Source organism: Caldibacillus sp. 210928-DFI.2.18 (genome assembly GCF_020554505.1).
In the GTDB taxonomy this organism is placed as follows: domain Bacteria; phylum Bacillota; class Bacilli; order Bacillales; family Caldibacillaceae; genus Caldifermentibacillus; species Caldifermentibacillus hisashii.
The window spans coordinates 1-13,450 of record NZ_JAJCHL010000003.1 but is presented as its reverse complement, the minus strand read 5'-3'; the positions used below and the strand labels follow the sequence as shown (position 1 = coordinate 13,450).

The 13,450-nt window shown below is 39.7% G+C and carries 11 protein-coding genes; 6 read left to right on the top strand and 5 right to left on the bottom strand.

Annotated elements, in window-relative coordinates; genetic code table 11:
* Window positions 1–12 precede the first annotated feature (12 nt).
* Entirely contained in the window at window positions 13–1,845 is a 1,833-nt protein-coding gene (gene ftsH / locus LIZ98_RS01515) for an ATP-dependent zinc metalloprotease FtsH (RefSeq protein ID WP_369009895.1), read from the top strand.
* Between the two features lie 169 nt (window positions 1,846–2,014).
* Here ftsH and LIZ98_RS01510 read toward each other — a convergent pair whose 3' ends face one another.
* The 4 genes from LIZ98_RS01510 to LIZ98_RS01500 form a co-directional block, all read right to left on the bottom strand.
* Window positions 2,015–2,782, bottom strand: a complete 768-nt coding sequence (locus LIZ98_RS01510; protein ID WP_227138827.1) for a MerR family transcriptional regulator — start codon at window positions 2,780–2,782, stop codon at window positions 2,015–2,017.
* 83 nt (window positions 2,783–2,865) lie between these two features.
* Window positions 2,866–2,979 carry a cytochrome bd oxidase small subunit CydS family protein gene (gene cydS, locus LIZ98_RS18160; protein WP_375293555.1) on the bottom strand — a complete coding sequence of 38 codons (114 nt, stop codon included), beginning with the start codon at window positions 2,977–2,979 and terminating at the stop codon, window positions 2,866–2,868.
* 18 nt (window positions 2,980–2,997) lie between these two features.
* The gene (locus LIZ98_RS01505) at window positions 2,998–4,008 is read right to left on the bottom strand and encodes a cytochrome d ubiquinol oxidase subunit II (RefSeq protein WP_041845799.1); all 1,011 of its coding nucleotides are present in this window, start codon (window positions 4,006–4,008) and stop codon (window positions 2,998–3,000) included.
* Window positions 4,005–5,354: a cytochrome ubiquinol oxidase subunit I gene (locus tag LIZ98_RS01500; protein ID WP_227138826.1), complete on the bottom strand. Its 1,350-nt coding sequence runs from the start codon at window positions 5,352–5,354 to the stop codon at window positions 4,005–4,007. The genes LIZ98_RS01505 and LIZ98_RS01500 overlap by 4 nt, the downstream gene beginning before the upstream one ends.
* Window positions 5,355–5,654: 300 nt before the next feature.
* Between LIZ98_RS01500 and LIZ98_RS01495 the strand changes: the two genes are divergently transcribed.
* The 5 genes from LIZ98_RS01495 (at window position 5,655) to cydC (ending at window position 12,966) form a co-directional block, all read left to right on the top strand.
* Window positions 5,655–6,590, top strand: coding sequence for an MBL fold metallo-hydrolase (locus LIZ98_RS01495; RefSeq protein ID WP_227138825.1), 936 nt, complete (start codon window positions 5,655–5,657; stop codon window positions 6,588–6,590).
* Window positions 6,591–7,103: 513 nt separating this feature from the next.
* Window positions 7,104–8,510: a cytochrome ubiquinol oxidase subunit I gene (locus LIZ98_RS01490; RefSeq protein ID WP_227138824.1), complete on the top strand. Its 1,407-nt coding sequence runs from the start codon at window positions 7,104–7,106 to the stop codon at window positions 8,508–8,510.
* On the top strand, window positions 8,501–9,517 hold the full coding sequence (gene cydB / locus LIZ98_RS01485; RefSeq protein ID WP_108897685.1) for a cytochrome d ubiquinol oxidase subunit II: 1,017 nt from the start codon (window positions 8,501–8,503) through the stop codon (window positions 9,515–9,517). The genes LIZ98_RS01490 and cydB overlap by 10 nt, the downstream gene beginning before the upstream one ends.
* Window positions 9,517–11,238, top strand: coding sequence for a thiol reductant ABC exporter subunit CydD (gene cydD / locus LIZ98_RS01480; RefSeq protein ID WP_227138823.1), 1,722 nt, complete (start codon window positions 9,517–9,519; stop codon window positions 11,236–11,238). Before cydB ends, cydD begins: the two co-directional genes overlap by 1 nt.
* Window positions 11,239–12,966, top strand: a complete 1,728-nt coding sequence (cydC, locus tag LIZ98_RS01475; RefSeq protein ID WP_227138822.1) for a thiol reductant ABC exporter subunit CydC — start codon at window positions 11,239–11,241, stop codon at window positions 12,964–12,966.
* Window positions 12,967–13,153: 187 nt separating this feature from the next.
* Here the strand turns inward: cydC and LIZ98_RS01470 are convergent, their stop codons facing one another.
* A complete protein-coding gene (locus tag LIZ98_RS01470; RefSeq protein WP_227202912.1) occupies window positions 13,154–13,342 on the bottom strand; it encodes a hypothetical protein in 189 nt (62 codons plus the stop codon).
* Window positions 13,343–13,450 lie beyond the last annotated feature (108 nt).

The window sequence follows — 13,450 nt, the reverse complement described above, 5'->3', positions numbered from 1 at the left end:
GGAGGAATGAAAGTGAAAGAAGTAAAACCGCCGAAAAAATCTTATTTATACTATTACGGTATAATTTTATTAGTCATTATTTTATTAAATGCCTTTGTATTTCCAACGATATCCGGTCGATATGTCAAAGATGTTGATTACAGCACCTTTTTAGATATGGTTGAAAATAATCAAGTGGCTGAAGTGGAAATTGAAAACAACTATATTAACTTTGTACCGAAAGATGCAAATGATAAAAAAATGTATCGTACCGGGGTAATTGAAGACCCCGATTTAGTCGATCGCCTGCATGATGCAAATGTGAAATTTACAAAAATCGTTCCGCGGGAGCTTTCTCCGTTAATGACATTTTTAATTTCTTGGATTTTACCTTTATTGATTTTTATTTTAATCGGACGTTATCTTTCAAAAAAATTAGGTGACCGATTAGGTGCAGGTGGAGCGAGTCCGATGACATTCGGGAAAAGTAACGCAAAAATTTATGTAGAAGCTCAGACAGGAATTACCTTTGCTGATGTCGCCGGGCAAGATGAGGCAAAAGAAGCCTTACAAGAAATTGTTGACTTTTTGCATAATCCGTCCAAATACAAAGATATCGGCGCAAAAATTCCTAAAGGGGCACTGCTTGTCGGACCGCCGGGAACAGGGAAGACGTTACTGGCAAAAGCGGTGGCAGGTGAATCGAAAGTTCCGTTCTTTGCTATTTCCGGTTCTGAGTTTGTTGAAATGTTTGTCGGTATGGGTGCAGCTCGTGTTCGTGACTTGTTTAAACAAGCAACCGAGAAAGCGCCATGTATTGTGTTTATTGACGAAATTGATACGATCGGGAAAAGCCGGAATGCCGGTGGTTACGGTGGTAATGATGAACGGGAGCAGACGCTAAACCAATTGTTGACCGAGATGGATGGTTTTGATCCGGATAAAGGTGTCGTTATATTGGCGGCAACAAACAGACCGGAAACTTTAGATAAAGCGTTACTCAGACCGGGCCGATTTGACCGGCGAGTCCCGGTTGAATTACCGGATTTACGCGGTCGGGAAGCAATTTTAAGAGTTCATGCGAAAAAAGTAAAAATGGCCGGTGACGTCGACTTGAATGCAATTGCTCGTGCGACACCCGGGGCATCAGGTGCCGATTTGGCCAATATTATTAATGAAGCGGCATTGCGTGCGGTAAAATTCGGCAGAAACATCGTTGCCCAGGAAGATTTGGAAGAATCGGTTGAGGTCGTTATTGCCGGTTATCAACGGAAAAATGCAGTATTGTCAACGAAAGATAAATTACGAATTGCGTACCATGAAGTTGGACATGCCCTAGTTGCAGCCAAACAAACACATACGGCTCCGGTGCATAAGATTACGATAATCCCCCGGACGTCCGGTGCCCTTGGCTATACAATGCAAGTGGAACAAGATGAGCAAGTATTAATGAGTAAAGAGCAGGCTCTGGATAAAATAACAACCTTCATGGGTGGCCGGGCTGCTGAAGAAATTATTTTCAGTTCGATCACATCCGGTGCATCCAATGATATTGAACAAGCGACTAAAATTGCCCGGGCGATGGTTACTCGCTTCGGTATGAGTGAAAAATTTGATATGATGGCTCTTGAAACGGTGAACAATCCGTATTTAGGAGGAGATACCACGTTACTGGTCTCCTCGGAAACAGCGGCAAAAATCGATGAAGAAGTATTGTCGATTATTAAATCATGTCATGAAAAAGCCATTCAAATTTTAGAAGATAATAAAGATAAGCTCCATGAAATTACGAAATATTTATTTGAAAAAGAAACCATTACCGGTGAAGAGTTTATGGATATTTTGACGGGAAAAACAACCGCATAAAAAGAAATCAGGGGACTTCTACCGTTTTGGAAAAAAGTCCCCTTTGCTTGTATGAAGGTTCATGGCAAATTGTTCAGTGAAAGCTTGCTTTGCTTATCAGCAGACATTTCCGATTATAAAATCAACACTTCTAAATTTGGTATCCTTTTAAAATTAAGAAAGCATGCAATCAACTTTTTCCATTTCCTGTATAAACAAAAATCGCATCCCGTAAAAACTCAGCTGCACCCGGGGCAATTTTATCATAGTTAGCTTTAAACCGTTCATCATCGACATACATTTGGGCAAGTCCTTGATGTGCTTCTTTACTGTAGTCATTCCAATAGTAGGTTAGCCATTGTTTGTGCATGTCGGCTACCTTTTGGGCAAGTTCTCCGGCTGGGTCTTGGGTTTTCATCGCTTCAGCAAGTAGCTTATTTATTGACTCCGCTAATTCAGTAACTTCGGCATACTCTTTTTCCGACAAATTCATCAGTTTCGCATTAGATGCGTCAACCGTCGTATCACCGTATTTTTCTCGAATTTCTTTCCCATATTTCTTTTCATTTTCTTCGATTAATTGTTTCTTGAAACCACTAAACTTTTCTTGGTCAGTCATGTTTCTTCTCCCCTCTAAATTTTCTATTGTATGGTGTACATTTTTTATCAAAAGTTCAATTTGCTTTCTTTTTTCAAGAAGATGTTCCAGGTGATCTTGTAAAGCTTTTCTTTCATCAAACAGTGGATTTGCCATTATCTCTTTAATCGTCTCCAATGGAAATCCTAATTCCCGGTAAAACATAATTTGTTGCAGCCGGTCTACTTCTTTTTGTCCATATATTCGATAGCCGGATGAATTTATTCGTGCAGGCTTCAATAAATCAATTTCATCATAATATCGCAGTGTTCGAGTACTAATGCCCGCCAACTGAGCCAATTTTTGAATCGTGTATTCCATTTGTTACACCTCTCTTTAAAATAACCATACACCTTAACGTAACGTAAAGGTCAATAGAAAAAATTAAACCCCGCGAATATTTTTCAGCGGGGCGTACCTTTATTTTTATATCCATCTTGTAATGCAGCCCAAAAGGCGAAAAAAATCGTTGCAAATAAAACGAGAAACGGGGCAACAAATATAAGAAATTCCTTCATTTACAAAAACCACCTTTCTTATTTTCCCGAAACATATTGTTTATTAAATAAGAACAACTTAAGCAGTAAATAAAGGGACGGGACCAGCAAGCAAAAACCGAGAATAAAGGCGACAATTAAACTAATCGCCATTGCATTATTCGTAAAACTGTCATATAACGTTAAATGAGGATAAAGCAAATAGGGATAATGACTGATGCCATAGCCAAAAAAGGCGAGGGCAAATTGAATGACAAGTAAAATAAATGCACTTCCGTAATTTCTTTTTTTCCAAAGAAACCAAACCGTAAGCAAAAAGAGTATAAACGACAGGGCGAACATCCACCATAAACTCATTAATTTTTCGTAATGGTCCGGGTTGTGCCCGCGTAATTCGACGATAATCCCGGCGGCTGTAAAAATCAGTGGGAATGCCCATAGCAAGGCGTATTTTCTCATTAATCTCGTTGCTTCCGTGTCACCGGCTTGATTAGCGTACCATGTTAAAAAAGTTGCGGAAATATACAATACCGCAGTTACACTTAATAAAACGACAGCCCATGTTAACGGTTCTGTAAACAATGTCCAATAATTTAAAACCGGTGCTCCATTTTCCATTGTAATAAAACCGCCTTCTGAAATCGTTAATACAATGGATAGGGATGCCGGAAGCAGGAGCCCGGATAAACCGTAAAGCAATGCATACCCTTTATGGCCTCTTGCCCCGTAAGTTTCAAAGGCATAGTATGACCCGCGGACGGCAAGTAAAATAACACCGATACTTATCGGTACAAGCAAGGTTGTTCCATAATAAAAAGCTGTTTTCGGAAAAAAGCCGATGATGCCAACAAAAAAGAAGACAAGAAAAACATTGGTGACTTCCCACACCGGGGATAAATATCGTTGAATAATATTTGTTAAAATATGTTGTTTTTCAACAATTAAGCTGTATGCATTGAAAAAACTGGCGCCAAAATCAATCGAGCCGATCATGATATATCCGAATAAAAATGTCCATAAGACGGAGATTCCGATTATTTCTAGGTTCATTTTTGTACACCGCCTTTTTCCATTTCACGATCTTTCAATTCTTGTTCCACCGGATTTCTTTTAAACATGCGAGACATAACAACAATTGTGCCAATGCCCAAGATAATATATAAGCCACAAAAAAGCATAAGCATCAAATCAACTTGGTTATTCGTTGTTGCCGCCTCAGATGTCCGCATAATCCCGCGCAAAATCCAAGGTTGTCTGCCCACTTCCGCCAGCCACCAACCCGCTTCAATGGCAAGCATCGAAAGCGGTCCGCTCAGTACACTCAATCCTAAGAAAAGTTTGGAGTGAATAAAAGCCCAGCCCCGTTTCACACCGATCCAATAGATGAGGGAAAGGACGACTAATCCCATACCAATCGTTACCATTGTATCGAACAAATAATGAATATAAAGCGGTGGGATTTCATCTTCTGGGAATTGATCCAAGCCGGTAACGACTGCCCCGGGGAGCCAATGGGCAAGAATACTTAAGGCAAAAGGAATTTGAATTGCATATTTAATATCGTTATTTTCATCGAGCATGCCCCACATAATTAACGGAGCCTCGCCATGTGTTTCAAAATGCCATTCGGCTGCTGCCAATTTTTCCGGCTGATATTCGGCAAGAAATTTTCCGGAAAAGTCACCGATTACTGCTGTTGCTATGGAAAATATAAGTCCCAGTTTCATCGTGAAAAACAATGCCTTTTTATGGTAAACATGTTTGGAACCGGATAGCATTCGGAAAGCAGCAATGGAAGCAAGAACAAACGCTGCTGTCATATAAGCTGTTACCACGACATGAGTTACTTTGGTCGGCATAGCCGGGTTAAACATCGCAAGGAGCGGGTTAACATTTGTCAGTTTCCCATCGACTAAATCAAAGCCTTGCGGGCTGTTCATGAAAGAATTCACAATTGTAATAAAGACAGCCGAGAAAGAGCCCCCGATGGCAACGGGTACAAGCAACAATAAATGTTTCTTTTGATTTTCAAAGCGATCCCATGTGTACAAATAAATTCCTAAAAAAATCGCTTCAAAAAAGAAAGCAAAAGTTTCCATAAAAAGCGGTAGAGCAATAATATGACCGGCCAGTTCCATAAAATTTGGCCACAATAGGGAAAGCTGTAATCCAATTGCCGTCCCCGTCACAACACCGACAGCAACCGTAATAACAAAGCCGCGTGTCCAGCGCCGGGCAAGCAAAATATAATGTTCATCATTTTTTTTAATGCCTACCCATTGGGCGATCATAATCATTAGTGGAACGCCTACGCCAAGGGTGGCATAAATAATATGAAAAGTTAGGGTCGTTTCCGTTAATACACGACTATAAAAAACAGATTCCTCGATAATCAATTGGTAACACAACCTCCTATTATGGCGAATTTATGGGAAGAATATCATTTTATCCGCCAAAAATACGACCTAAAATGGACAATAGTAATAGAAAAGCAACCGTAAACGTAAGCCAAAACAGCTTTCGTTCGTGACTTTTATACATCCCCTTCACCTCACTTATAGTATTCCAAAAATCTCCATTTTTAAGCAGAATATTTCAATGAATCGCTTTTCAGGTTGCTCTTTTTGCAAAAACCAGCAATTCTCGATAAAATATAATCAATTTTTAAAATCAGATTTAGTTAAGAAGGGGATTCCATGCTAAAAAAAGTAACTGAAAATATTGAACTTGCTGTCGTAACTTATTCAGGCGGAATGGGTGCGACAAATTGTTATTTACTGAAAGGAGAAGACGGGTATACGGTAATTGATACCGGCATGTATTCAAAGCAAGCAATCCGTTTATGGGAAGAAATTTTGGAGATCGGTTATAAAATTGAAAAAGTGGTGCTCACTCATGTTCATCAAGACCATATTGGACTTGCCAAATGGTTTCAGCAGGAAAAAGGGGTTCCTATTGTTGTAGCCAATTTAAGTTATGGTGAAATAAAAAAATATCGTCGTCCTAATTTTAATGAACGGTTTAAAAAACTGGTGATGAGCCACGGTGTTCCGTTTGTTCCGGACCGACTGCCGGATACACGTTTTATCTATGAATTTGAACCAGATGCATTTTTTGATGAAGGGGATCACATTCAGTTAGGTATGGATATGTATGAAGTGATTTGGACACCCGGTCACGCATACGACCATTATTGTTTTTACAACCGTGAGAAAAAAATTATGATTCTCGGTGATCATGTATTAAAACAAGTTTCACCGGTGATAGGTCTGTGGGTCGGAGAAGAGATGGATTTATTAAAATATTATTTTGATTCATTAAAAAAACTGGATGCCTATCCAACGAATATTGCACTGCCCGGCCATGGCGAGATGATTTACGATTTACAAGGTCGAGTTGAAGAGATTCAGAACAGCCATCAAAAAAGATTGCAACAAGTTTATCAATCGGTTGAAACGAACGCAAAAACGGCATTGGAAGTATGTTTGGATGTTTACGGTTTATTAAGTCTTGAAAAAATGGTCAGTCCGTTTATGGCCTCCTTAACACGGTTGATTTATTTGGAAAAGAACAAAGAGATTGAGAGAATAGAGGAAAATAACGTATTTAAATTTAAAGCTGTTAAAAAATGAATTAGGTTATATGCTTAATGATCCGAATCGGTTTCCGTTTACCGGTTCGGGTTTTTTGAGCCAGGAAAGTATAAATTTTTCAATTTCTACTTTCCTAACGCATAAGTGCACAAGGAAAGCTTCGTGGGATTACATCGCAGCCGAAAAAATTTATATTTTTTCGGTGAACTAGAGAAGCTTCGGTAGCATTACCTCGCAAGCGAAAATGTATTTTCGCTGACTACGGCTCTGCCATCGCCGAGTTTTCTTATTATTGCCATTCAATTATATTAATGAAATTTACCTTTTCTATGATAAAAATCACAAAAAGGTAACTATTTGCCGCGAATTGTAAAAAATGTCACAAATTGGACGAAATGGTATGTCTAATTTGTAACAGGATTTCCAAAATAACTCCACAATAATTCCACCATTGCGATAGGAAAAACCTATATGATTAATATGTAAGTTATTATAATTCTTAAATAAGATTAGGTAAAAATGAACTGAAAATTTCAAGGGGGGAAAGCGGAAATGGAAGAAGTGTTACTGGCACGGATACAGTTTGCTTCAACAACTCTGTTCCACTTCATTTTTGTTCCACTGTCAATCGGTTTGGCGTTCATCATTGCTGTAATGGAAACACTTTATGTGGTGAAGAAGGACGAAATGTACAAAAAAATGTCCAAGTTTTGGGGCAAGTTTTTCTTAATTAATTTTGCCGTCGGTGTTGTGACCGGGATTATTCAAGAATTCCAATTTGGAATGAACTGGTCTGATTATTCGCGTTTTGTTGGGGATGTATTCGGGGCACCGCTTGCAATCGAGGCACTGCTTGCATTCTTTATGGAATCGACCTTTATCGGATTATGGATTTTTGGTTGGGAACGGTTACCGAAAAAACTACATTTGGCCAGCATTTGGTTAGTTTCCATTGGGACGGCCTTATCTGCTCTATGGATACTGGCTGCTAACTCATTCATGCAAAATCCGGTTGGATATGAAATTGCCAATGGTCGTGCGGAAATGAATGATTTCTTAGGCTTGTTAACAAATCCAAAATTATTGGTAGCGTATCCGCATACAATTTTCGCAAGTCTTTGTACGGCAGCATTTTTACTCATTGGTATTTCAGCTTGGAATATGATTAAAAAACGTGACATTGAGTTTTTCAAAAAATCAATGAACATTTCATTAATTGTTGGGTTAGTATCAACATTGGGGATTGCTTTTTCCGGGCATGCACAATCTCAATATTTAGTAGAGGCTCAACCGATGAAGATGGCTGCTGCTGAAGGAATTTGGGAAAATACAGCAGACCCGGCTCCATGGACAGTCGTTGCCGGTATTGATACGGAAAATCAAAAAAATAATTGGTCAGTGGAAGTTCCATATTTATTAAGTTTCTTATCTTATGGTGAATTTTCCGGCGATCTTCCAGGAATGAAAGCACTGCAAGCTCAATATGAAGACTTGTACGGAGAAGGGAACTACATTCCACCTGTAAAAACAACATTCTGGAGCTTCCGGATTATGGTGGCTGCCGGCGGTTTAATGATTTTATTTAGCTTAATAGGTTTGATTTTACTACGGAGGAAAAAACTTGAAACGAGTACACGTTTTTTGAAATGGTTAGTCGGAGCTTTATTCTTACCGTATATTGCTAACTCTGCCGGTTGGATAATGTCGGAAATTGGTCGTCAGCCTTGGGTAGTAAACGGATTGATGTTAACGGAAAGCGGTGTTTCACCGAGTGTTTCTTCCGGACAAATTCTCTTCTCGTTAATTGCATTTTCATTAATTTATACATTGCTCGCTGTTGCGATGGTTTATTTGTTTATCAAAACGATTAAACAAGGACCACATGAAAAATTGAAAGACGACACAACCGCAACAGATCCTTTTGATGCAAATGCAGGGGGTGCTGTTAAATGGAATTAAGTGAATTGTGGTTTTTATTGATTGGCGTTTTATGGGTCGGGTTTATTTTTTTGGAAGGTTTTGACTTTGGCGTTGGTATGAGTACGAAATTTTTAGCAAAAAATGAAACGGAAAAACGGGTATTAATCAATACGATAGGACCGCACTGGGATGCGAATGAAGTTTGGTTACTGACAGCCGGCGGTGCGATGTTTGCTGCTTTCCCACATTGGTATGCAACGCTTTTTAGCGGCTATTATTTGCCATTCGTGCTGCTTTTGCTTGCGCTGATTGCCAGAGGGGTGGCATTTGAATTCCGGGGAAAACATCACACGGCCAAATGGAAAACTACATGGGATTGGTCGATTTTTCTTGGCAGTTTAATCCCGCCGTTTTTGGTCGGCGTACTCTTTTCAGGATTGATTAAAGGACTTCCGATTGATGAAAATATGAATATGCACGCCACTTTCTTCGGAGATATGGTAAATCTATTTACATTAGTTGGTGGAATTGCTTTTGTTCTATTGTCCTATTTGCACGGTTTAATGTTTATTACGATGAAGACAAACGGCCAATTGCGTGCCCGTGCCCGCGAACAAGCGTTAAAAATTTATTGGGTAACCGGTGCAGTCATTGTTTTGTTCGTTGTGTTAACAGGGATATTCACGGATGCTTACGCCAACCGTGGAGCAATCATTATTCCGATGTATGCTGTAGCAGTACTTCTTTATCTGGCTTTATATAAAACAGTTAAAGATAAGAAAGAAGGATTTAGCTTTACTTTGACCGGGCTCATCTTAGTCCTTGTGACCGCATCGTTTTTCATTGCATTATTCCCGAATGTCATGATTAGCACGACGGATGTGGCAAATAATATTACGATCTATGAAGCAGCTTCGGGAGCCTATTCACTTAAAGTAATGACGATCGTTGCTTTAACAATGGTACCGATTGTACTGGCATATACGATTTGGAGCTACTATATTTTTAGAAAACGTGTGTCACATAAGGAGCATTTGGAATACTGATGGATAAAAATCTGTTTCTTTATAAAGATAGTAAAAAAACATTTGTGCTGATTGGAATCCTGACCGTATTGCAAAGTTTAGCAATTATCGCGCAGGCAGGGTTCCTTGCTAAGGCCATTATAACTGTATATGAAGGGGCGGGGTTTAGTGCCCTTCCCTTTTTTGCTATGTTTTTCCTTGCCCATGTATTCAGACATTTTCTCCAATGGTTGAAATCACGTATCGCGTATCGCTTTGCAGACCAAACATCCTCTCAACTTCAAAATGATTTAGTAGAAAAAGTTTTTATGATCGGTCCGAAAACAATCAGCAGGCAAGGTTCCGGTCATATTATTGCTTTATGTTTAGAAGGCATTCCAAGCTATAAAACATATCTTGAATTATTTATCCCAAGATTTTTATCATGTTTACTTATACCGGCAAGTATCGTTATTTATGTTTTTACGATGGATGTAACCTCAGCTGTTGTATTAATTGTTGTGATGCCAATTCTTATCATCTTCTTGATTCTATTAGGCCTTGTTGCCCAAAAGCAGAAAGATAATAAATGGGAAAATTATCAATTATTGTCTCGACATTTTGTTGATTCCTTACGGGGTTTGGTGACATTGAAATTTTTAGGGCGGAGTAAAGGGCATCGCGAGGCCATTTATTCGGTGAGCAATAAATACCGGATTTCAACGGTACGTACATTGCGGGTAGCGTTTCTCTCATCTTTTTCCTTAGATTTCTTTTCCAGTTTGTCTGTTGCGGTGGTTGCAGTTGAACTTGGATTACGATTAATTAATGGACAAATAGATTTTTTGGCAGCGTTGACGATATTAATTTTGGCACCGGAGTATTTCCTGCCTGTTCGTGAACTGGGAAATGATTATCACGCAACGATGGACGGAAAGGAATCAGGGGAAAAAATTCAAGGATTACTTAATTTGGATGACGGTGAGAAGCAGGTTATGACTGTCAATTTACCCGATTGGAACAAAGAGTCAGAATTAGTTGTTCGTGGTTTAACAAAAACATTTACAGAGGAAAATCGTACGGTATTAGCGGATATTCATTTTACCATTCGCGGTTTTAAAAAAATAGGAATTATCGGATTATCCGGAGCCGGAAAATCTACATTGATTGATCTTTTATCAGGGTTTACAAAGCCGACAAGCGGGTCATTTTTTGTTGATGGGATTGAAATTCCGGATTTTTCAGTGGCAGCATGGCAAGATCAAGTAACGTACATTCCGCAACATCCATATATTTTTTCAGGTACAGTCAAGGAAAATATTATGTGGTATGCACCGGATGCGACAGATAAAGAAATAACAGAGGCAGCGGAACGAACCGGTCTTTCAGAATTAATCAGCCAATTCCCGAATGGCCTTGATGAAAAAATTGGACAAGGTGGAAGAGCGTTAAGCGGCGGCGAGGAACAGCGGATTGCTCTCGCCCGGGCACTGTTGACGAATCGTCCGATCATGTTTTTTGACGAACCGACCGCCCATCTCGATATTGAAACGGAACATGATATAAAAGAAATCATGCTTCCATTGTTTGATAATAAGTTAGTATTTTTTGCGACGCATAGGCTGCACTGGATGAATGAAATGGACTATATTCTCGTTATGGATGGCGGCCGACTTGCAGAAAGCGGAACTCCGGATGAACTTCTTAGAAAGAATGGCGTATTTACACAGTTAATCAAAGTCCATCGAGGGGAGGTAAGTTAGATGAGCAACTTTAATAAATATATTCGCCCATTTATAAAACAGTATAAATGGTTCATGCTGGCAACCGTTTTTCTCGGGTTTTTAACCTTTTTAACTGCTTCGATGCTTACCTTCACCTCAGGGTTTTTAATCACACGAGCAGCTGAGGCGCCTTACAATATTTTAATGTTATATGTGCCGATTGTTCTTGTGCGGGCGTTTGGTATTGCTCGTCCGGTCGTCCGTTATATGGAAAGATTGGTTGGGCACAATACGGTATTGAAAATTTTAGCGGATATGCGTGTGCGGTTGTACGATGCACTGGAGCCGCAAGCTTTGTTTATTCGTTCGCGATTCCAAACAGGGGACTTGGTCGGAACGCTGGCCGATGATATTGAACATTTGCAGGATGCGTATATTCGAACGATTTTCCCAACTATTGTTGCGTTATTCTTATTTGTTTTTTCGGTTACAAGCTTAGCGGTATTTGATCCGTTTTTTGCTCTTTGGATTGCCGTATGTCTTGCCGTAATCATCGTCGTTTATCCACTTTTATCCTTGTATTTTTTGAAAAAGCGACAAATTCAAGTGAAAGAAAATCGGAATCGACTGTACCAAATGTTTACCGACGCAGTACTTGGCATTAGCGATTGGATGATTAGCGGAAACAAGGATCGATTTATCGGCCAATTTATGAAGGAAAGCAGAGAGACGAATAAGATTGAGAAAAAGTTAGCGGATTGGAATCATGCCCGCACATTTCAATTGCAAGTGATATCCGGACTTATTTTGATATTTGTCGGTATTTGGGCAGGTTTTGAAGCGCTTGAGGGAGAAATACTGCCGGCGTACATTGCTTCTTTCACGCTGGTGACTTTGCCGATTTTAGAAGGTTTAATTCCGGTTTCGAATGCGATTGAAAAAATTCCTGCTTATCAAGAGTCATTAGAGCGGCTGGAAAATATCGATCAATATAATGGAACTCAAGATATGGTTGGATCGTTTGAAATTTTAACGAATCCTGTCATTTATTTTGAACATGTTGATTATACGTATGGGTCGAATAAAGAACCGGCCTTAAAAAATATCAATCTGACAATTCGCCCCGGAGAGAAGGTAGCTTTGCTAGGTAAGAGCGGTGCCGGTAAATCTACTTTATTACAGCTGTTAATCGGGGCAATGAAACCGGATAATGGTACGGTTAAGATTGGTGACTTGTCGGCAAGCAGATATGGTGAACAGATTTATGAAGTTATCAGTGTATTGAACCAAAAACCTTATTTATTTGCAACGACGGTGGAAAACAATATTCGTTTGGGGAATCAGGAGGCAACGAGGGAAGAGGTTGAGGACGTCATCCGGCAAGTGAAATTGGATCAATATATTCATTCTTTGCCAAAAGGACTGGATACCCAAATGGAAGAATCCGGGCAACGTTTTTCCGGTGGGGAGAGACAACGTATCGCACTGGCAAGAATTTTATTGAAGAATACGCCAATTGTTGTGTTGGATGAACCGACTGTCGGTCTTGATCCATTAACAGAGCGGGATTTACTGGACACCATTTATAAAACTTTGGCCGGAAAAACGGTAATTCTCATTACCCATCATCTAATGGGGATGGAAAAAATGGACCAAATTGTATTTTTGGACAATGGGTCGATTTCAATGCAAGGGAATCACCGGTCTCTGCTTGAGGAAAACAAACGCTACCGGAAATTATATCGTTTGGACTTAGGAGAAATATAGGATGATGAATTGTGTTTGGGTAGAAAATAAACGTTGTTCCTGATTGGCAATTTAGGAGAATATAGGACGATGAACTGTTTCTGGGTAGAAAAAATAAACGATATCCCGGATTAATAATTATGAAATATTGGACGCCCCAAAAGCTATCTGGTATGTGCAGATGGCTTTTTTAACTCGATCACTTTCTCTAATTACTATTTTTGATGGCGACGAGCCTCGTTCTCGTCACCGTTTTGAGGCGGAAAAGACTAATTTTTGACGACGAGCCTCGTTCTCGTCGCCGTTTTAAGGCGGAAAACACCAATTTTTGGCGACGAGCCTCGTTCTCGTCGCCGTTTTGAAGTGAAAAATGCTCTATTTTGACGACGAGAATCAAACTCGTCACCATTTTGGGGCGAGAAACACTATTTTTTGGCGACGAGACTTGTTCTCGTCACCGTTTTAAGGCGGAAAACACCAATTTTTGGCGACGAGCCTCGTTCTC